General features: G+C 60.2%; 17 protein-coding genes. 12 read left to right on the forward strand and 5 right to left on the reverse strand.

What is annotated here, in order from left to right; genetic code table 11:
• The first annotated feature begins 14 nt into the window (after positions 1-14).
• From FE240_RS07490 to ppiD, 7 genes are all read left to right on the forward strand, one after another.
• Positions 15-395, forward strand: a complete 381-nt coding sequence (locus tag FE240_RS07490) for a diacylglycerol kinase (RefSeq protein WP_193004005.1) — start codon at positions 15-17, stop codon at positions 393-395.
• A gap of 289 nt (positions 396-684) precedes the next feature.
• Positions 685-1,992: a trigger factor gene (tig, locus tag FE240_RS07495; RefSeq protein ID WP_042047391.1), complete on the forward strand. Its 1,308-nt coding sequence runs from the start codon at positions 685-687 to the stop codon at positions 1,990-1,992.
• Positions 1,993-2,078: 86 nt separating this feature from the next.
• Positions 2,079-2,702 (forward strand): ATP-dependent Clp endopeptidase proteolytic subunit ClpP, encoded by a 624-nt coding sequence (gene clpP / locus FE240_RS07500; protein WP_042047390.1) that lies wholly within the window; start codon positions 2,079-2,081, stop codon positions 2,700-2,702.
• A gap of 77 nt (positions 2,703-2,779) precedes the next feature.
• The gene (gene clpX, locus FE240_RS07505; RefSeq protein WP_042047389.1) at positions 2,780-4,057 is read left to right on the forward strand and encodes an ATP-dependent protease ATP-binding subunit ClpX; all 1,278 of its coding nucleotides are present in this window, start codon (positions 2,780-2,782) and stop codon (positions 4,055-4,057) included.
• A gap of 140 nt (positions 4,058-4,197) precedes the next feature.
• Positions 4,198-6,561: an endopeptidase La gene (lon, locus tag FE240_RS07510; protein ID WP_193004006.1), complete on the forward strand. Its 2,364-nt coding sequence runs from the start codon at positions 4,198-4,200 to the stop codon at positions 6,559-6,561.
• A 234-nt stretch (positions 6,562-6,795) separates the two neighbouring features.
• Positions 6,796-7,068 carry a nucleoid-associated protein HU-beta gene (hupB, locus tag FE240_RS07515; RefSeq protein ID WP_042047387.1) on the forward strand — a complete coding sequence of 91 codons (273 nt, stop codon included), beginning with the start codon at positions 6,796-6,798 and terminating at the stop codon, positions 7,066-7,068.
• A 122-nt stretch (positions 7,069-7,190) separates the two neighbouring features.
• Positions 7,191-9,101: a peptidylprolyl isomerase gene (gene ppiD / locus FE240_RS07520; protein ID WP_193004007.1), complete on the forward strand. Its 1,911-nt coding sequence runs from the start codon at positions 7,191-7,193 to the stop codon at positions 9,099-9,101.
• A 108-nt stretch (positions 9,102-9,209) separates the two neighbouring features.
• Here ppiD and FE240_RS07525 read toward each other — a convergent pair whose 3' ends face one another.
• On the reverse strand, positions 9,210-9,359 hold the full coding sequence (locus FE240_RS07525) for a hypothetical protein (RefSeq protein ID WP_193004008.1): 150 nt from the start codon (positions 9,357-9,359) through the stop codon (positions 9,210-9,212).
• A gap of 129 nt (positions 9,360-9,488) precedes the next feature.
• The gene (locus FE240_RS07530; protein ID WP_193004009.1) at positions 9,489-11,105 is read right to left on the reverse strand and encodes a peptide ABC transporter substrate-binding protein; all 1,617 of its coding nucleotides are present in this window, start codon (positions 11,103-11,105) and stop codon (positions 9,489-9,491) included.
• Positions 11,106-11,413: 308 nt separating this feature from the next.
• Here FE240_RS07530 and fbp point away from each other — a divergent pair, with 308 nt between their 5' ends.
• Positions 11,414-12,442 carry a class 1 fructose-bisphosphatase gene (gene fbp, locus FE240_RS07535; RefSeq protein ID WP_193004010.1) on the forward strand — a complete coding sequence of 343 codons (1,029 nt, stop codon included), beginning with the start codon at positions 11,414-11,416 and terminating at the stop codon, positions 12,440-12,442.
• Between the two features lie 58 nt (positions 12,443-12,500).
• Here fbp and FE240_RS07540 read toward each other — a convergent pair whose 3' ends face one another.
• Complete coding sequence (locus FE240_RS07540) at positions 12,501-13,694, reverse strand: aromatic amino acid transporter (RefSeq protein WP_193004011.1); 1,194 nt, start codon at positions 13,692-13,694, stop codon at positions 12,501-12,503.
• A gap of 213 nt (positions 13,695-13,907) precedes the next feature.
• On the reverse strand, positions 13,908-14,891 hold the full coding sequence (cra, locus tag FE240_RS07545) for a catabolite repressor/activator (RefSeq protein WP_193004012.1): 984 nt from the start codon (positions 14,889-14,891) through the stop codon (positions 13,908-13,910).
• 286 nt (positions 14,892-15,177) lie between these two features.
• Here cra and fruB point away from each other — a divergent pair, with 286 nt between their 5' ends.
• From fruB to fruA, 3 genes are read left to right on the forward strand one after another with little or no spacing between them, the layout of a single operon-like run.
• The gene (fruB, locus tag FE240_RS07550) at positions 15,178-16,305 is read left to right on the forward strand and encodes a fused PTS fructose transporter subunit IIA/HPr protein (RefSeq protein WP_193004013.1); all 1,128 of its coding nucleotides are present in this window, start codon (positions 15,178-15,180) and stop codon (positions 16,303-16,305) included.
• Positions 16,302-17,252: a 1-phosphofructokinase gene (pfkB, locus tag FE240_RS07555; protein ID WP_193004014.1), complete on the forward strand. Its 951-nt coding sequence runs from the start codon at positions 16,302-16,304 to the stop codon at positions 17,250-17,252. Before fruB ends, pfkB begins: the two co-directional genes overlap by 4 nt.
• Positions 17,249-18,961, forward strand: coding sequence for a PTS fructose transporter subunit IIBC (gene fruA, locus FE240_RS07560; RefSeq protein WP_193004015.1), 1,713 nt, complete (start codon positions 17,249-17,251; stop codon positions 18,959-18,961). Before pfkB ends, fruA begins: the two co-directional genes overlap by 4 nt.
• A gap of 50 nt (positions 18,962-19,011) precedes the next feature.
• Here fruA and FE240_RS07565 read toward each other — a convergent pair whose 3' ends face one another.
• Positions 19,012-19,260, reverse strand: a complete 249-nt coding sequence (locus FE240_RS07565) for a DUF1289 domain-containing protein (RefSeq protein WP_193004016.1) — start codon at positions 19,258-19,260, stop codon at positions 19,012-19,014.
• A gap of 169 nt (positions 19,261-19,429) precedes the next feature.
• Between FE240_RS07565 and mltA the strand changes: the two genes are divergently transcribed.
• Entirely contained in the window at positions 19,430-20,551 is a 1,122-nt protein-coding gene (gene mltA, locus FE240_RS07570) for a murein transglycosylase A (protein ID WP_193004017.1), read from the forward strand.
• Positions 20,552-20,654: the final 103 nt, after the last annotated feature.

Raw genomic sequence — 20,654 nt, forward strand, 5'->3', positions numbered from 1 at the left:
TTCAGAGGTAATTTGTGGGCAAACCTGCCGTGACCGGTTTGAGCCGGATTATTCACGCCACCGGATACAGCATCAAGGGGCTCAAGTCCGCCTGGGCGAACGAGGCCGCGTTCCGTCAGGAGCTGTTGCTGATCTTGTTTCTCATGCCGTTGGCCTTTTGGGTCGGCGCTTCTCTTGAGCAGACGCTGCTGCTGATCTGTATCAGTTGGCTGGTGGTGATCCTCGAATTGGTCAACTCCGCCATTGAGGCGGTGGTCGATCGCATCGGCGCTGAGCGCCATGAACTCTCGGGCCGGGCCAAGGATCTTGGCTCGGCGGCAGTCTTTCTCTGCCTGATGCTGAATCTGCTGGTGTGGGGCGCGCTGATCGGGCGTAACCTGCTGCACTGGTGGTAATGGCCCGATTGTTCTCTTTTTCAGCAGTTGATGCATAAAAGAGGATAAAGCCCTTGCAATCGGGGGGCATAGCCACCATTTTCGGTGCCGTCCGCGCGTCAAAATCGCGCGCTGATGCACAGATTATGCGGGTAGGTCGGCTCGACTCACCTGCGACACGCCGCTATAATGCCGCGTCTGATTTTCATTTGCGCAAAGACGACCGTCTTTGTATGACCAGGAAGACCCCGGGGAGACCCTTGGGGAGATAAGGGTCAGCACCGAGTGCTGAGTTGAACGAGGTAAAAGAATGCAAGTTTCTGTAGAGACAACCCAGGGTCTGGAACGCCGCCTGACTATCACCGTACCGGCTGCGACTGTTGATGCCGCCGTGAAGAAAGAGCTGAGCGGCCTGGCCAAGACTCGTCGTATCGACGGTTTCCGCCCGGGTAAGGCTCCCCTGTCCATCATCAAGAAGATGTTTGGTGCCCTGGCCCACGCCCGCGTTGCCGATGAAATGATGCAGACCAACTTCATCAAGGCCATCATCGACAACAAGCTGAGCCCGGCTGGCGCTCCGACCATGGACCCGCAAGAGATCAAGGAAGGCCAGGACTTCGTGTTCTCCGCCACCTTCGAAGTCTACCCGGAAGTTCAGGTTTCCGGCCTGGAGACCATCAAGGTTGAGAAGCCGGTGGCCAGCGTGACTGACGCCGATCTGGACAACATGCTGAACACCCTGCGTAAGCAGCACGCCACTTGGGCTGATGTGGATGCCGCCGCTGCCGATGGCATGCGTGTCACCCTGGACTTCGTCGGCTCCATCGACGGTGAAGAGTTCGAAGGCGGCAAGGCCGAAGGGTTCGCTCTGGTACTGGGTGCCGGTCGCATGATCCCGGGCTTTGAAGACGCCATCATGGGCAAGAAGGCCGGTGACGAGTTCACCATCGACGTGACCTTCCCGGAGGACTACCACGCCGAGAACCTCAAGGGCAAGGCGGCCAAGTTTGCCTCCAAGCTGCACAAGGTTGAAGAGCAGATCCTGCCGGAGCTGTCTGAAGAGTTCGTCAAGCGCTTTGGTATCGAAAGCGGCAACGTCGAAGAGCTGAAGGCTGAAGTGCGCAAGAACATGGAGCGCGAGCTGGCCCAGGCCCTGAAGAACGCCGTCAAGGAGCAGGTGCTGAACGGTCTGGTTGATGCCAACACCATCGATCTGCCGAAGGCTGCCGTTGCTCAGGAGATTGACTCCATGCGCAAGCAGGCCATGCAGCGTTTTGGTGGCTTCCAGGGTGGCAACGCGCCGGAGCTGCCGGCCGAGCTGTTCCAAGATCAAGCCGAGCGCCGTGTCCGTGTTGGTCTGCTGCTGGGCGAAGTGATCCGCACCAACGAGATCAAGGCTGACGATGCTCGCGTGGATACCATCATCGAGTCCATGGCCACTGCCTACGAAGATCCGAAGGAAGTGATCGAGTACTACAAGAACAACGAGCAGGCCCTCAATGGCGTTCGTAACCTGGCTATCGAAGATCAGGCTATCGACCTCATCCTGAGCAAGGCTCAAGTGACCGAGAAAGCGGTCGCCTTCGACGACGTTATCAACAAGTCCGTCGCCGCCTAAGAACATTTGACTTAAGGTCAAGAGTGTTACTTATAATGGCCCGTGTGTACTCCACCCGGGCCATTTTATTTTAGGGACAATGCCTTATGTTCAAAAACTATAACGACGTAACCGACTCTCCTAGCAGTGCCCTGGTGCCGATCGTGGTCGAGCAGACCGCCAAGGGGGAGCGCTCCTACGACATCTTCTCCCGCTTGCTCAAGGAGCGGGTGATCTTCCTAACCGGTCAGGTTGAAGATCAAATGGCCAACCTGATCGTGGCCCAGCTGCTGTTCCTCGAGTCCGAGAACCCGGACAAGGACATCAGCATCTATATCAACTCGCCGGGTGGGTCGGTGACCGCCGGTATGTCCATCTATGACACCATGCAGTTCATCAAGCCGGATGTCAGTACCGTCTGCATGGGGCAGGCCTGCTCCATGGGCGCCTTCCTGCTGGCTGGCGGCGCCAAGGGCAAGCGTTTCTGTCTGCCCAATGCCCGCGTGATGATCCACCAACCGCTGGGTGGCTTCCAAGGGCAGGCGTCCGATATCCAGATCCACGCTCAGGAGATCCTCAAGATCAAGAACACCCTGAACGAGCGTCTGGCATTCCACACCGGGCAAGACATCGCTACCATAGAGCGCGACACCGATCGCGACAACTTCATGTCTGCCGAGCAGGCCGTGGCGTATGGTCTGGTGGATGGCGTGTTGTCCCAGCGCGGTTAAGGTACTTGTCCCCGGGCTGTTGTACACTAACGGGGACAGAAAGCGGGTAACCGCGCATTGACGATAGAGGTTTCTGAATGACAGACAAACGCAAGGGTGAGGGTGAGAAGCTGCTCTACTGCTCCTTCTGCGGCAAGAGCCAGCATGAGGTGCGCAAGCTTATCGCTGGCCCTTCCGTCTATATTTGCGACGAGTGTGTCGAGCTGTGTAACGACATCATTCGCGAAGAGATCCGCGATATCTCTCCGAAGAAGGAAGGGGGAGAGCTGCCGATCCCGCACAAGATCCGCACGCATCTGGACGATTATGTGATTGGCCAAGAGCATGCAAAGAAGGTGCTGGCCGTGGCGGTTTACAACCACTACAAGCGGTTGCGCTCAAGCCATGTGGATACCAACGGGGTGGAGCTCGGCAAGTCTAACATCCTGCTGATCGGCCCGACCGGTAGTGGTAAGACCCTACTGGCCGAGACCCTGGCTCGTTTGCTGGACGTTCCTTTTACCATGGCCGATGCCACCACGTTGACCGAAGCCGGTTATGTGGGCGAGGACGTGGAGAACATCATCCAGAAGCTGCTGCAAAAGTGCGACTACGACGTCGAGAAGGCTCAGCGCGGTATCGTCTATATCGACGAGATCGACAAGATCTCCCGCAAGTCGGACAACCCCTCCATCACCCGTGATGTCTCCGGGGAAGGGGTGCAGCAGGCGCTGCTCAAGCTGATTGAGGGTACGATTGCGTCTGTGCCTCCCCAAGGGGGCCGCAAGCATCCGCAGCAGGAGTTCTTGCAGGTTGACACCTCCAAGATCCTCTTTATCTGTGGCGGCGCTTTTGCTGGCCTCGACAAGGTGATCGAGCAGCGTGCCGTCAAGGGAACCGGGATTGGTTTTGGTGCCGAGGTGAAATCCAAGGATGCCAAGGCAACCCTGAGTGAGACCTTTGCCAAGGTCGAGCCGGAAGATCTGATCAAGTACGGTCTCATTCCCGAGTTCATCGGTCGTTTGCCGGTTGTGGCAACCCTGAGCGAGCTCGATGAGGCAGCCCTGATCCAGATCCTCAAGGAGCCGAAGAACGCGCTGACCAAGCAGTACGGTGCCCTGTTCGACCTGGAAGGGGTGGAGCTGGAGTTCCGTGACGATGCCCTGGTCGCTATCGCCCAGAAGGCGATGGAGCGCAAGACCGGTGCCCGTGGCCTGCGATCCATCGTGGAGGCCGTGTTGCTCGACACCATGTATGACCTGCCTTCCTTGGAAGGGGTGAGCAAGGTGGTGATCGATGAAGGGGTCATCAAGGGTGACACACCTCCTTTGATGATCTACGAGCATCCTGAAACCCAGGCCGCCGCTTCCGAGTAAGTGACTGATTTTTAATCAAATGAAAGGGGCAAATTGCCCCTTTCATCCTTTTTGGCCGAGTACGCATTGAATCGCTTCAAGTCGCCCCCATATACTCAGCCAAGCGCTAGCCAACGGTATAACAAGCCGAGAGGACATTTATGAACCTAGAGCGTTCAGAACGCATAGAGATTCCCGTCCTGCCTCTTCGTGACGTGGTGGTTTATCCCCATATGGTCATTCCACTCTTCGTGGGGCGGGAAAAATCGATTCGGTGTCTGGAAGCGGCGATGGAGCACGATAAGAAGGTGCTGCTGATCGCCCAGAAGGATGCCTCTACAGACGATCCGACGGTCGAGGAAATGTTCTCGGTCGGAACCGTGGCCAACATCCTCCAGATGCTCAAGTTGCCCGACGGCACCGTTAAGGTGCTGGTGGAGGGGGGGCAGCGTGCCCGTCTTGAGCGGATGATCGACGATCAATCCTACTACGTGGGGGAGGCAAGCTACCTCACCTCCGAAGGGTTGGCTGAGCGCGAGGCCGAAGTGCTGGTGCGCTCTGCCATTGGTCAGTTCGAAGGTTACATCAAGCTCAACAAGAAGATCCCGCCTGAGGTGCTCACCTCCATTGCGGCTATCGATGATGCGGCGCGCCTGGCAGATACCATGGCCGCCCACATGCCGCTCAAGCTGGAAGACAAGCAGAAAGTGCTGGAGTTTGCCTCCGTCGCCGAGCGCATTGAGTTTCTGATGGCGATGATGGAGTCGGAGATCGACCTGCTGCAGGTTGAAAAACGCATCCGTTCTCGCGTCAAGAAGCAGATGGAGAAGAGCCAGCGCGAGTACTACCTCAACGAGCAGATGAAGGCCATCCAGAAAGAGCTCGGTGAGCTGGATGAGAACAATCCCGATGAGTTCGAGGCCCTCAGCAACAAGATTGATGAGGTCGGCATGCCGGAAGAGGCGCGCGAGAAGGCCCTCTCCGAGCTCTCCAAGCTCAAGATGATGTCCCCCATGTCGGCCGAGGCGACCGTGGTGCGTGGTTACATCGACTGGATGGTGCAGGTACCCTGGAAGGCCCGCTCCAAGGTCAAGAAGGACATTGGCAAGGCCCAGGACATCCTGGACGCCGATCACTACGGCTTGGACAAGGTCAAGGAGCGCATCCTTGAGTATCTCGCCGTGCAGGCGCGGGTGAACAAGCTCAAGGGGCCGATCCTCTGTCTGGTTGGCCCTCCTGGCGTGGGTAAGACCTCGCTCGGTCAGTCGATTGCCAAGGCGACCGGTCGCAAGTACGTGCGTATGGCGCTCGGTGGGGTACGCGATGAGGCGGAGATCCGCGGTCACCGCCGTACTTACATTGGCTCCATGCCGGGCAAGCTGATCCAGAAGATGGCCAAGGTCGGGGTGAAGAACCCGCTGTTCCTGCTCGATGAAATCGACAAGATGAGCTCCGACATGCGCGGTGATCCCGCTTCAGCCCTGCTGGAAGTACTCGATCCGGAGCAAAATAACAGCTTCAACGATCACTATCTGGAGGTCGATTACGATCTCTCCGATGTGATGTTTGTGGCCACCTCCAACTCCATGAACATTCCGGGCCCGTTGCTCGACCGGATGGAGGTGATCCGTCTTTCCGGTTACACCGAGGATGAGAAGCTCAACATCGCCAAGCAGCACCTGGTTGCGAAGCAAATCCAGCGAAATGGTCTGAAGGCGTCCGAGATCACCCTCGAAGACTCGGCCATCATGGGCATCATTCGCTACTACACCCGTGAGGCGGGCGTACGGGGGCTTGAGCGTGAAATTTCCAAAATCTGTCGCAAGGCCGTCAAGAAGATCCTGCTCGATAAAAATATCAAGCATGTCACTGTAAATCTTGAGAATCTCAAAGAGTTCCTCGGGGTACAGCGCTTTGATTACGGCAAGGCCGAAGATCACAATCAGGTCGGTCAGGTGTGTGGTCTGGCCTGGACCGAGGTGGGCGGCGATCTGCTGACCATCGAGGCGACCAGCATGCCGGGCAAGGGCAAGTTGACCTATACCGGCTCGCTCGGTGACGTGATGCAAGAGTCCATCCAGGCGGCCATGACGGTGGTGCGTTCTCGCGCCGAGAAATTGCGCATCAATGGCGATTTCTATGAGAAACGCGACATTCACGTTCACGTGCCGGAAGGGGCGACCCCGAAAGATGGCCCCAGTGCCGGTATCGCCATGTGCACCGCGCTGGTGTCCAGCCTGACCGGTAATCCGGTGCGCGCTGACGTAGCCATGACAGGGGAGATCACCCTGCGTGGCGAGGTGCTGCCCATCGGTGGCCTCAAGGAGAAGCTGCTGGCCGCTCACCGTGGGGGCATCAAGCGGGTGCTCATCCCCAAGGAGAACGAGCGCGACCTTGAAGAGATCCCGGAAAACGTCAAGGCCGACCTGGAAATCCATCCGGTTCGCTGGATCGATCAGGTATTGGAGCTGGCGCTGGCTGAAAATCCGCAGGGTTTTGAGGTGGTTTCCAACCAGAAAGCATGATGCACCGCAAATTTGGTGCATTACGGCGGGTGGCAAGGCTTGCAAGGCTCAAATAAGGGCAGTAGCCTTGTTCCCCGACCGGGAAACTCGTGATGAGTCGCAAGGCGTGATGTGGCGCGGTTTAGCGCCAGATTGTCACTTGCAACTGATCAGGAGGCTTGTTATAAAACCTCCACTTGTTGCGGCCAGGGAAATCAGCGCCGTAGCGATGTTCGATAATAGGGGAAAATAAGAGTGAATAAATCTCAACTGATTGACAAGATTGCCGATGGCGCTGATATCTCCAAGGCCGCTGCCGGTCGTGCGCTGGATGCCTTCATCGATGCGGTCACCGAGTCCCTGAAAGCCGGTGATCAGGTCGCTCTGGTCGGTTTCGGTACTTTCGCTGTGCGTGAGCGTGCTGCCCGTTCTGGCCGCAACCCGCAGACCGGTGCCACCATCGAAATCGCTGCCGGTAAGGTACCTGCCTTCAAGGCCGGCAAGGCTCTGAAAGACGCAGTAAACTAAGCCGCCTCGGCTGTCCTGATCCAGGATCAGGCACGTGAGAGGGCTTCTCTCATACTGATTTGACCAAGGCGCATCGTATCCGGTGCGCCTTTTTATTATTCCGCCGGAGCATTTGTACCGACATGATGATGGATAAACTCCGTGAAGGGGCGCAAGGCAAGGTGGCCAAGGGCATCTTGGGCTTGATCATCCTCTCCTTCGCACTGGCCGGGGTGGGCAGCTATGTAAACAGCCCAGCCAAGAACGCCGTGGCTAGCGTCAACGATAACGAAATTTCACCCCAAACTCTGGAAAATGCCTACCGTAACGAGCGTGCCCGTCTAGAAGCTCAAATGGGGGATGCCTTCAATCAGCTGGCCGACAATCCTGAGTACATCAAACAACTGCGCCGTAGCGTGCTCGATCGTCTGATCGATCAGGCTCTGCTGGATGCCAAGGCTCACGATCTCGGGCTGCGTATCGGCGACGAGCAGATCAAGCAAGCCATCACCTCCATGCCGGAATTTCAGCAAAACGGCAAGTTTGACAATGATCGTTACCTGCAACTCATTCGCCGCGCTGGTATGACCCCGGAGATGTTCCGTGACAGCATCCGTCAGGACATGATCCGCCAACAGTTGATGGGCGCTCTGCTTGGCACCGAGTTTGTGCTGAGTGGGGAGGCTTCCAGCCTCGACAAGCTCTATCAGCAGAGCCGTGATGTGCGTCTGGTTCGCCTGCCGGCGGAGTCTTACCTCGATCAGGTTCAAGTCAGTGACGAGGAGATCAAGCAGTTCTACGCAGCCAACCAGCCACGTTTTATGAATGACGAGCAGGTCCGGGTTGACTATCTGCTGCTGGATGCCGCCGATCTGGCCAAGGATATTCAGGTAACCGACCAGGATGTGCGCGACTATTACGATCAGCATCAGGAGCAGTTCCAGCGTAATGAGCGTCGCCGTGTGGCTCACATCCTGATCCCACTGGGTAAGGATGAGAAGGCAGCCGAGAAGAAGGCCGAGGACGATCTGGCGGCCCTTAACGGTGGCGCTGACTTTGCCGAGCTGGCCAAGCGCGACTCTTCCGATACCTTCTCTGCCAAGAAGGGCGGTGAGCTTGATTGGTTTGAGAAGGGGGTCATGGATCCGGCCTTTGAGAAGGCGGCCTTTGCTCTGGCGAAGGAAGGGGAGCTCTCCGGCGTGGTGAAGAGCCAGTTTGGCTACCACATCATCAAACTGCTCGGGGTCGAGCCGGCAGCAGTGCGCCCGTTCGACGAGGTGCAAGCCGATACGCGCGAGCGTCTGCAAAAGGACAAGGCGCGTGAGCACTATTTCGCCGTCCAGCAGAAACTGGCCGATGCTAGCTTTGAAAACCCGGACTCTCTGGATGCCGCGGCTAAGGCCGTTGGTCTTAAGGTGATCTCCAGCGACTACTTCAGCCAAGCAACCGCTCCGGCACCGCTCAATGATGCCAAGGTACTCTCTGCCGCCTTCTCTGAGATGCTGCGTGAGGAGAACACCAACTCCGATGTCATTGAGATTGGTGATGGCAAGGCGCTGGTGCTGCACGTCATGGATCACAAGCCGAAGGCCGTCAAGGTGCTCGATGAGGTGCGTGAGCTCATCGTCACCGATATCAAGCGCAGCAAGGCGAGTGAAGTCGCTCGCAGCAAGGGGCAGGAGCTGCTTGGCAAGCTCAAGTCCGGCGCTGAGGTGAATCAGGAGCTCTCGGCTTTGAACCTCAAGCTGGAGGAGCATAAGGGGTTGACCCGCTTCGCTCAGGAGCTGGATCAGAGCTTGGTAGCCCAGATCTTCCGCATGCCGCATCCGGCCAAGCAGCCGAGTGTCGAACTGCTCACTCAGAGTAATGGCGATCAAGTGATCGTCGCGCTCGATAAGGTGAGTCAGCCTGAGAAGCCCTCCCAGATGGCCGAGCTCATCAAGGGACAGATGGGTCAGTCGAAGGCTCAGGCCGACTACAAGGCATTTGTCGACAGCCTGCGCAAAGCGGCCAAGATTGAGTATTTTGCTGCGCAAGAAGCCGCAGTGGAATAAGCCTGGCAAGAGATTGAACTGTAAAAAAACCACCCCGGTTGGGGTGGTTTTTTATTGGATAGCGTTTGGAACTACGGCCTCAGGCAAGGCTTGTTCCCTTGCCTGAGACTAGTTCTGCTCCGGCTCTTCGTAACGGGACGGGAGATCTTGCTCCAGCTTGCTGACGCGCTCATCCCATTTGCTTCTGGCGCGCTCGAGACTGAGTTGCTCGGCTTCCTGACGGATCTGTACCACTTCTTCGCGGATCGTCTCTTCCATAAGAGGACTCCTTTGGTTGGTTTGTGGAGGGTGCACCCTAACATCGGCGAGTGAACCTAAAATGAATATCGGCAAACGTGACGCCAATAGGCGATAAAAACAGGGGAAGATGCTGGCTTCCCCAATCTTTCACGGTTTGATTAGATAAATGTCCCGGCTGTAGACGATGTCTTGTGGATTGTGCAGTGGGAATCCCTTGACGAAGGGCTTGAGCAGGCGGGATTTGACGGCGAAGTAGATAGGGGCGATGGGCGCTTCCTTATCGATCAGTGTCTCGGCTTGCTGATAGAGGCGGTTGCGCTCGGCGGGATCCATGGCGTCGTGGGCCTTGGCCAGCAGGGCGTCATACTCGGCGTTGACCCATTTTCCGCTGTTGGCGCTGCTCGAGCTGCTCATGATATCGAGAAAGGTGGAGGCATCGTTGTAGTCGCCGCTCCAGCTATAGCGACTGATGTTGAAGTTCCCCTCGTTCAGGGCCGACACCATGCTCTTCCACTCCATGTTGTTAATCTCGGTGCTCACCCCTAGGTTTCGTTTCCACATGGAGGCGATAGCGAGGGCGATCACCTTGTGGCTCTCGTTGGTGTTATAGAGGATATCGACCTTGAGCGGCTTGCCGGGGCCATATCCGGCCTCGGCGAGCAGCGCCTTGGCCTGCTCGATGCGTTTTTCCTTGCTCATCAGCTGGCTCTGGGGCGGCTTTAGCTCAAACCCGTCGACAATGGGCGGGGTGAAGCTGTAGGCCGGGATCTGCCCCTGACCTAGGATCTTGTCGGTGATCACCTCGCGGTCAATCGCAAGTGAGAGGGCGCGACGCACCCGGCTATCGTCGAACGGTTTGCGCTGGGTGTTGAAGACGTAGTAGTAGCTGGCCAGGATCGGCAGGTTGATCAGCTCCTGAGCCATGGTCTTCTTGATCTTGCGGTACTGATCGAGGGGGTAGGGGGTGTAGTGCACCTCGCCGGAACGGTAGCGGTTGTAGGCGGCGGTATCGGAGACCACCTCCAGATAGATGACCTTATTGACCACCGTCTTGGTATTGTTCCAGTAGTGGGGATTGCGCTCGGCGATGAGGCGCTCGTTTGGCGTCCACTCTTTGAGCCGGTAGGCGCCGTTGGAGACGATATTGCCCGGTTTGACCCACTCTGAGCCGAATTTCTCTATGGTCGCCTTATGGGCTGGGAAGGTGGTGTAGTGGGTGAGGGTCTTGAGAAAGAAGGGCACCGGTGCTGCCAGGGTGATCTGCAAGGTGTGTTGATCCAATGCCGTGACCCCCAGATCGGAAGGGGGGCGCTTGCCCTGTATCACGGCATTGGCATGGTTGAGCCCCATCAAGGCGATAAACCAGGCGTACTGGGAGGCGGTGTTGGGATCGGCGGCGCGTTGCCAACCGTACACATAATCGGCGGCGGTGACCGGATCGCCGTTGGACCACCTGGCTTCGGGCCTGAGTTTGAAGGTGTAGACGGTGCCGCTGGGGTCAACGTCATAGCTCAACGCGCCGGCCAACCTCGGCTTGCCGTTGGCATCGAGCGTGAACAATCCCTCGAACAGATCGTTGACCACCTCGTTGCCGGCGCTCTCTTCAACCCGCTGCGGATCGATAGAGGCAGGCTCGGTGCCGATATTACGCACAAAGATCTGCTCTTTTGGGGGGAGTAACGCAGTGCCGGCAGGTACCTCGGCGGCGCAGATGGAATAGGTGAACAGGGCGGCACAGATAGCCGCTATCGGCGCTTTTTGCATCGTCATATCCTTGTTATGTTTGCTTCCTAGCATCCGGCAGTGTGCGGTAACGCTAAGGGCATGACAAGCAAAGTGAAAACTTGCGGTAAAAATAAAGTGGCGGTTTACGAGCCTGTTCTCGGCGATGCCTGGGGGGCGATGGCGTATTTCATGGCAGAGTCCGCCACGTTTAAGCTCAGTTAATTCGCTGCAAAAACCAAAAAAAAAAGTTACATTCGGTAACAATCCGCTGTCTACCAAGAACAGCGATTTTTTTGCTTAAGCTTGCAAACGTTTTCAACGCCAACGGTTTACGTTAAGGAAACACGATGAAAAACATGGTCACGCTCGGTGAATTTATCGTCAAGAAACAGACCGAGTACCCGACGGCTACTGGTGAACTGAGCTCACTGCTCAGCTCGATCCGGCTGGCGGCCAAGGTAGTCAACCGGGAGATCAACAAGGCGGGGCTGGCCGATATCATCGGCTCGGTCGGTGCCGAAAACGTACAAGGGGAGGTGCAGCAAAAGCTCGATGTCTATGCCAACGAGCGCTTCAAGGCGGCGCTCGAAGCGCGCGGCGAGGTGTGTGGCATGGCCTCGGAAGAGGAGGAGGATTTCGTCGTCTTTGATTCGGCCCTCTCCAAGCACTCCAAATATGTGGTGCTCATCGACCCGCTCGATGGCTCCTCCAACATCGATGTGAACGTCTCCGTCGGCACCATCTTCTCCATCTATCGCCGTGTCAGCCCGCCCGGCACCCCTGTGGTGCTGGAAGATTTCCTGCAACCGGGTCGGCGTCAGGTGGCGGCGGGTTACGTGGTCTATGGCTCCTCGACCATGCTGGTCTACACCACCGGCAACGGGGTCAACGGCTTTACCTACGATCCCTCTATCGGTTGCTTCTGCCTCTCCCACGAGAGCCTGCGCATCCCTGAGGAGGGCAAGATCTACTCCATCAACGAGGGCAACTACATCAAGTTCCCGGATGGGGTGAAGAAGTACCTGAAATATTGCCAGGAGCTCGATGAGCCGACCCACAGGCCCTACACCGCCCGCTATATCGGATCATTGGTTTCCGATTTTCACCGCAACCTGCTTAAAGGCGGCATCTATATCTACCCGTCCGGTACCAATGCGCCCAAGGGCAAGCTGCGCCTGCTCTACGAGTGCAACCCGCTGGCCCTGCTAATAGAGCAGGCCGGGGGCAAGGCATCGGATGGATTCCGCCGTATCCTCGATATCGAGCCCACCTCGCTGCACCAGCGCACCCCTTACTTCGTCGGCTCGACCAAGATGGTGGAGCGCGCCGAAGCCTTCATGCGGGAGTTCTCCTCCCATGAGGCGCCGCAAGGTTGATGTGAGCGCATAGCAAGAAGGCCACCCTAGGGTGGCCTTCTTATTGGCGGGAGCCCCCTTACAGGGCGGGCAGCAGCCCCACCGAGACGCTCACCTGCACACCGACGATGAGCAGGCCGAGCAGGGCGGCCGCGAGCAGGCCGGGGGTGCCGCCAGGGGCTCGATACCCTCCTTGCTCGGAAACTTTGCGCGATTGCCATACCAGAGTGACCGGCAGCAAGACCGCCAGCACCGCCAGCGCAATCGCCGCATAGCCGAGCGCCATGATGAAGCCCTGGGGAAAGTAGAGGGCAAACAGCAGGGGCGGCACGAAGGTGATAAGGCCGGTTTGCAGGCGGCCGGTGGCGTTGTCACGGCGGTTGAGGGCCTTGGCCATGAAGTCAAACAGCCCCAGGGTCACGCCAAGAAAAGAGGTGGCCAGCGCCAGATCGGCAAACAGATGCATGGCTTGGCTGAAGGTACTCCAGTCGATCACCTGGCCTACCCCCGCCAGCAGGCCATCCAATGCCCCACCGGTTGCGATCAGGCGCTGTTGGCCGAGCAGGCCGAGGATGGCCACCTGCCACAGCACATAGAGGATGAGCGGCAGGGCCGAGCCCCAGACGAAGACCCGGCGCAGTTGGCGCGGATCTCGGCCGAGGTAGAGCAGGACGCTGGGGATGGAGCCGTGAAAGCCAAACGAGGTGAAGATGACCGGCAGGCCCGCCAACAGCAGCCCCTGCTCAAGCGGCATGGCCAGCAGGTGCTGCCCCTCGGCACGCGGCAGCAGCATGGCCAGCACCGCCACCATGATCACCAGCTTGGTGGCGAACATCAGGCGGTTGAGGTAATCGACCGAGCGGGTGCCGATACAGACCATGCCACCAAAGAAGAGGGTAAACAGCCAGGCACTGCGCTCTTGACTCAGCGTGATGCCCTCATCACCGAGCGCCTGGCTCAGCAGACTGCTGCCACCGCTGATGTAGGCGGCAGCCAGCGAGTAAAAGAGCATCAGCACGCAGAAGGCGGCCAGACGCTTGCCCCAGGCGCCGAGCAGGTGCTCGGCTAGTTGGTGCAGGTGGGTATGACCCGTGGTGAGGCTCGCTTCAACCTGCAACATGGCGGTGTAGGCCATCAGTGCCCACAGCACCAGCATCAGGATCAGGGTAGCCGGTCCGCCGAGGGGTGAGGCGGCCAGCGGCAGGGCCAGCATGCCGGCGCCTATGGTGGTGCCGGCGATGAGCAGGGTACAGCCGAGGGTCTTGGAGTGCATGAACTCTTCCGTAAAGAAAACTGTACGATTGGAGCCGATTTTGGTTCTATTTTTCGCCAATAGGGTACAGGATGGCGTAATCGTCGGTATTTTGACCTTTCGGTAGTGAGAAAGATCGAGTTAAGGAGGGCACTGTAAACAAGGCAACCCCCCGTGGCAAGCAACCAGGGGGGAGGGTGGCAACAAAAATAGCGGGGTTGTGGAACGATATCGTTACGAGCGGCGGCACAGACTCCGCGCGATCACGTGCACGCCGGCCGGATAATCGCCATTGATGGCGCCGAACGCCAGGGTGAGGGCTCGGGTAGCGATCTCGTCGTGGGATTGGGGCAGGGAGTTGATGCCGCAGGGGAGAAAGTCGAGCAGCCGATCATCGCCGAAGGTGGCCATGGCGAGGCTGCTCATGTCGACACTCTGCTCCAGCAGGTAATCGAGCACCCCCTCCATCAGGATGTAGGAGGTGGTGACCAGAGCGGCCGGCAGGCTGCCTCGTTGCTCATGCAGTTGGCGGATCAAGCGATAGCCCTCACGGCGATCGAAGTGGGCGCCGGCGCACTCCCACACCTTGGCCGGGTGCCCCTCGAGTGCCTGCACGAACCCCTGACGGCGCTCCTCGCTGATGGTGAGGTCGGGCATGGCGGTGATCAGCGCAATACTCGGCAGGGTGGGGGAGAGCAAAGAGCGGGTCAACTCCTCACACCCCTTGCGGTTCTCGCTGGTGACCGAGACAAAGCAGGCTGGATCGAGCGCCCGATCGATGGCGATGATGCGGGCCCCTTCGCGCTGGCGCTCGCGATACCAGGGATCGTCTGCCGGCAGGCAGCTGGCGACCAGCAGTACATCCACATGGCGGGCCAGCAGCATCTTGGCCAGCTCGCGCTCGGTATCGGGTTCATCCTCCGAGCAGACGATGAGCAGCTGATACCCCTCGGCGCGGGCCCCCTGCTCGAGGCGCTTGGCCAGCTTGGCGTAGCTGGCATTTTCCAGATCCGGCAGGATGAAGCCCAGGGTGCGGGTCTGGCCACCACGCAGGGAGGCGGCGCGGCTGTCGGGCTGGTAGTGGTGCGCTTCGACCACGGCCATGACCTTGTCACGGGTGGCTTGGCTGATGCGGTACTGCTCGGCCTTGCCGTTGATCACGTAGCTGGCTGTGGTGCGGGATACCCCCGCCAGGGCGGCAATCTCTTCCAGTTTCATGGGATTTCACGGCTCCGGATGATGAAAATTGTGCGCCCGATCATACCATCGAGATGTGGCGTTGGCGTCGGGCTTGATCAATTCACTGAAACGATTCAGTCTTAAATATAAGTGAAACGATTCAGCTTGCAAGCGTGCTCCACCTGAATTGGCGATGAGAAACAGTCTGAATCAAGGTTGAGCGGTTCAGCAACGCGTTAGCTGAACCCTGCAAGCTGAAACGTTTCAGTTTTTGGTGGTCTACACTGAAGCTGACACAACAAATAGACGATGACGGAGAGACTTTATGCTGACCTTGGCACCCGAACAGATCCTGCTGGGACAGAAAGCGGCCAACAAGGGTGAGGCGATCGCCCTGCTGGCTGGTCGCCTTGAGGCCGCCGGCCTGGTCGAGAGCGGTTACTTGGCCGGCATGCAGGCCCGTGAGGCCCAGCATGCTACCTACCTTGGCAATGGCATCGCCATTCCCCACGGCACCACCGACACCCGCCATCTGGTGCGCCAGACCGGGGTGCAGGTGGCTCAGTTCCCGCAAGGGGTCGAGTGGGACGATGGCCAACTGGCCTATCTGGTGATCGCCATCGCCGCCAAGTCCGACGAGCACCTCGGCATCCTGCGCCAGCTCACTCATGTGCTGGGTGACGAGGCGGCGGCGCTGCGTCTGCGCGATACCACTGAGGTGGCCGACATCATCGCCGTGCTGAGTGGGCAGGGGGCGGCGGCCGAGCCGCAGTTCCAGAGCCTCGAGCGCTTCCCGGTGGCCTCGCTCGATGAGTTGCAACTGGCCGCGGCCGCTCGCGCCAAGTCGGCCGGCTGGATTGACACCGATACCCTGGCGGCCCTGCTCGGGCAGACGCCGCTCCATCTAGGGCAGGGGTTGTGGCTGGCCCGCACCCGTGCCGCCCAGGCCGGCTGGCTGCTGGCTACCCCGGAGCAGCCGCTGCACGCTGGCGATGAGCCGGTCAACGGTCTGCTGCTGCTGTGTGCCAATGGGGCCGGCCACGAGGTGCAACTGACCCGCCTGGCCGAACTGGCCGCCGCCGGTCGTCTGGCTGAGCTGGCGAGTCAGGGCCTTGCCCTGCTGCAAGCCGAGGCGCAGCGCACCCCGGCGCCGGAGGAAGCCGGTGAGGGGCACAGCGCCACCTTCACCATCGTCAACCCCCATGGCCTGCACGCCCGCCCCGGCGCCATGCTGGTCAAGGTGGCCAAGGAGTATGGCGCCGATATCCGCGTTACCAACCTCGACGGCAGCGGCGAAGAGGTCAATGCCAAGAGCTTGATGAAGGTGATCGGCCTTGGCGTCAAGTGCGGCCATCGCCTGGCCTTCCGTGCCAGTGGCGAGGATGCCGAGGCCGCCCTCAAGGGGCTGGGCGACGCCATCGCCGCCGGTCTGGGTGAAGGAGCACAAGCATGAAGATTGCCACCATTACTCTCAATCCGGCCCTCGACCTCACCACCAGTCTCGCCACCTTGGTGCCGGGTGAGGTCAATCTGGTCGAACAGGCCTCCCTGCGCGCCGCCGGCAAGGGGATCAACGTGGCCATGGTGCTGCGGGATCTCGGTTGTGACGTGACCGTCACCGGCTGGCTGGGGGAGGGCAATCAGGCCCCCTTCGTCGAGCTGTTCCAGCGCAAGGGGCTAGAGGATGCCTTTGTGCGTGTCCGTGGCGAGACCCGCATCAACGTCAAGATTGCCGAGCAGGCCGGCCGGGTGACCGATCTCAACCTGCCGGGGCTGAGCATCGATGAGCCGGCGCGTGAGGCGCTGCTGGCCGCCCTCGATCGGCTCTGCCTCGATCACGACTGGTTCGTACTGGCCGGCAGCCTGCCCAAGGGGGTCGAACCCGAGTTTGCCCGCGATCTTATCGTGCGCCTCAAGGCGCGCGGCAAGCAGGTGATCTTCGATTGCAGCGGCGCGGCGCTGCGGGTGGGGCTGGAGGGGGCACCGACCCTGGTCAAGCCCAATCGCGAGGAGCTCGGCCAGTGGGCCGGTCGCCCCATCGAGACCGATGCCGAGCAGCGTGAGTGTGCCGAGGCCCTGCTGGCCAAGGGGGTGGATCAGGTGGTCGTCTCCGACGGCAGCCGTGGTCTGCTCTGGTTCAGCCGCGAGGGGGTGCTGCGTGCGGTGCCGCCGCGGATGCAGGTGGTGAGCACGGTCGGCGCCGGTGATTCCCTGGTGGCCGGGCTGGTCTACGGCCTTGCCGCCGGACTGCCCAAAGAGGAGACGGTGCGTCTGGCCACCGCCGCCTCGGCCCTGGCGGTGAGCCAGGTCGCCGTTGGATTTGCCGGGCGCGACCAGCTCGCCCCCCTGATGGAACGTGTGGTGATCACACAACTGATGACTCAAGGAGATGCCCAATGAAAGCAATCATAGTGACGGCCTGCCCGGCGGGCATCGCCACCGGTTTTCTTGCTGCCCGCCGCCTCGAGCAGGCGGCCAAGGCCAAAGGCTGGGAGGTCAAGGCTGAGGCCCGTGGCCACGCCCAGACGCTGAGCGATGCCGAGGTGGCCGCCGCCGAGCTGGTGGTGGTCGCCGCCAGCACCGAGCTGGATCTGGCCCGTTTTGACGGCAAGCGCCTCTATCGCGGTGACATCGAGCAGGCCATTCAGGCCCCCGAGGCGCTGCTGGAGGCCGCCTGTGCGCAGGCCAAACCGTATGCCCATGTGGCCAGCGCCGCGCCGGCTACCAAAGCCGGCAAGCGCATCGTGGCGGTCACCGCCTGCCCGACCGGGGTGGCTCACACCTTCATGTCGGCCGAGGCCCTTGAGAACATGGCGCCCCAGCTCGGCTATCAGATCCGCGTTGAGACCCAAGGGTCGGTCGGTGCCCAGAATGCCCTGACCGCCGAGGAGATCGCCGCCGCCGATCTGGTGCTGCTCGCCACCGACATCGAGGTGGACATGACCCGCTTCGATGGCAAGAGCGTCTATCGCACCAGCACAGGGGCGGCGCTTAAGAAGACCCGCGCCGAGATCGAGCGTGCCTGGAGCGAGGCCAAGGTCTATCGCCACAGCAGTGGCGCCAGCGTGGCTAAGAAGGAGGAGAAGGCTGGCCCCTACAAGCACCTGCTGACCGGTGTCTCCTTCATGCTGCCCATGGTGGTGGCCGGTGGCCTCATCATCGCCCTCTCGTTCGTGTTCGGTATCGAGGCGTTCAAGGTAGAAGGAACGCTGGCGGCGGCCCTGATGAAGATCGGCGGCGCGTCGGCCTTTGCCCTGATGATCCCGGTGCTGGCGGGTTACATCGCCTACTCCATCGCTGACCGTCCTGGCCTCGCCCCCGGCATGATCGGCGGCATGCTGGCCAGCTCCCTCGGGGCCGGTTTCCTCGGCGGGATCGCCGCCGGTTTCCTGGCCGGCTACAGCGCCAAGTTCTTAAGTGACAAGGTGCGCCTGCCGGTGACCCTGGAGGCCCTCAAGCCTATCCTCATCATTCCGCTGGCGGCGAGCCTGTTTACCGGCTTGGTGATGATCTACGTGGTCGGCGGCCCGGTGGCCGGCATCATGAACGCCATGACCGAGTTCCTCAACAACATGGGGTCGGCCAACGCCGTGCTGCTCGGTGTCATCATCGGCGCCATGATGTGCTTTGACATGGGGGGCCCGGTCAACAAGGCGGCCTACGCCTTCGGGGTCGGCCTGCTCGCCTCCAAGACCTATGCTCCGATGGCGGCCGTGATGGCAGCCGGCATGGTGCCGGCGCTGGGGATGGGGATCGCCACCTTCTTGGCTAGCAAGAAGTTCATCAAGGCAGAGCAGGAAGCGGGCAAGGCCTCCTTCGTGCTGGGGCTGTGCTTCATCTCCGAGGGGGCGATCCCGTTTGCCGCCAAGGACCCGATGCGCGTCATCCCGGCCTGCATGATCGGCGGTGCCCTGACCGGCGCCCTCTCCATGCTGTTTGGCTGCGAGCTGATGGCGCCCCACGGCGGCCTGTTCGTGCTGTTTATCCCGAACGCCATCAGCAACGTCATGATGTATATCGTGGCGATTGCGGCAGGCTCGCTGCTCACCGGCGTCTCCTACGCCATGCTCAAGCGCGGCGAAGCGTCGGCCAAGCTGGCGACGGCTTGATCATCTGGCGCAAACGAGAGGGGCGGCCCATGGGCCGCCCCTTTTTTATTTCACAGATCGAAGCTGGACTGCTCGGGCGGCTCGCCTTCTGCGGCCGCCACCTTGCGTTTGGCCGCCAGCACCCGGCGCTGGCGATCCCGGCACAGGCGCAGCACCTCCTGCTGCTCGGCCTCGCTCATTCTCTGCCAGTTGAAGCGCTCGTCGCGGCTGCGAAAGCACCCCTTGCAGTATCCCTTGTTGTTGAGTTCACACACCCCGATGCAGGGGCTTTGCAGTGGGAAAAATTCAAGCTGCTCCATGGTCACTCCTGCGCGGTGCTGCTCATGTTATAACCCATGCTCTGCCCCTTGTAACCCGCCGGTAACAGGCGTTGAAAAAAACGCATCGCAGCGGTTAAGGCGTTTGCTTTGTGGATGGCTTTTTGGCATCTTGCCGGCCATCAGAGGCGTGGTGTTGTATGAGGATCCGATGAAGAAACGCTCCTATTGGTGGTTGGCCATCCCCTTGGTGATCGGCGGTTGTGCCGGCTCGGGCGATGCCCAGAAACGTCCGCCCAAGCCCAAGGCGCAGAGCTGCTTTCTCAACTGCAACCAGGAAGAGAACCTGGGGCGCCAGTACCTCGACGGGGTGCTGCCGGGCGATCTCAATCCGGTGGCTCGGGTCAACAGTAATCGGCCCCACAACTTTCGCATGTTCGGCCCGCAGAGCCAGATCGTGGTTGACCGCTCCAAGCGGATGGCCAGCCGCTATGGCAACCTCTACTACAAGCTCAACCGCTGGATAGCGGCGGGGGGCGATCCGGCCAAGTTGCCGAGCTATGGCGTCACCCTCTCCCAACTGGGGGGGGCCGATAACCGTGGCAACATCCTCTTCACCGGCTACTTCTCGCCGGTGCTTGAGGTGCGTCACCAGAAAAGTGGCGAGTTCAAATACCCCATCTATGCCATGCCCAACTGCGGCGGGCGCTGCCCGAGCCGCGCCGAGATCCACCAAGGCGCGCTGGCCAATCGGGGGCTGGAGCTCGGTTACAGCAAGTCGCTTATCGACAACTTCCTGATGGACGTGCAAGGGTCGGGCTTTGTCCACTACGGCGATACCGATCAGATGCAGTACCTCGGCTATGCGGGCAAGAACGGCCATGGCTACGTCAGCATCGGCCGGGTGCTGATCGACCGCGGCGAGGTGCCCAAGGAGAAGATGTCGCTCAAGGCAATCAAGGAGTGGGCCGATAGTCGCCCTGAATCGGCGGTCAAAGAGCTGGTGGAGAACAACCCCTCTTATGTCTTCTTCCAGCGCCGCCCGACCAACGACGTGATCGGGGCTGCCGGCATTCCCCTGCTCGGCATGGCGGCCGTGGCCGCCGATCGCCGGTTGCTGCCGATGGGCACCCCCATCTTGGCCGAGGTTCCGCTGCTCGATAAAGAGGGCAACTGGACCGGTCGCCACGAGCTGCGCTTGCTGATTGCCCTCGATACCGGTGGGGCGGTCAAGGGCGGTCACTTGGATCTCTACCATGGCCGTGGCGAGCAGGCCGGGGTGGCGGCGGGCCATTACAAGCACTTCGGCCGGGTCTGGAAGCTGGGGCTGTAATCACGCTACCACGATGAGAAGGGTCGCCCATGGGCGGCCCTTTTCGTTATGGCGTGGTGGCGCGGCCCTTGCCTGGCTGGGGCGCGGTTGTTATCGTCTTGCC

Source organism: Aeromonas simiae, from assembly GCF_014892695.1.
GTDB classification, from domain to species: domain Bacteria; phylum Pseudomonadota; class Gammaproteobacteria; order Enterobacterales; family Aeromonadaceae; genus Aeromonas; species Aeromonas simiae.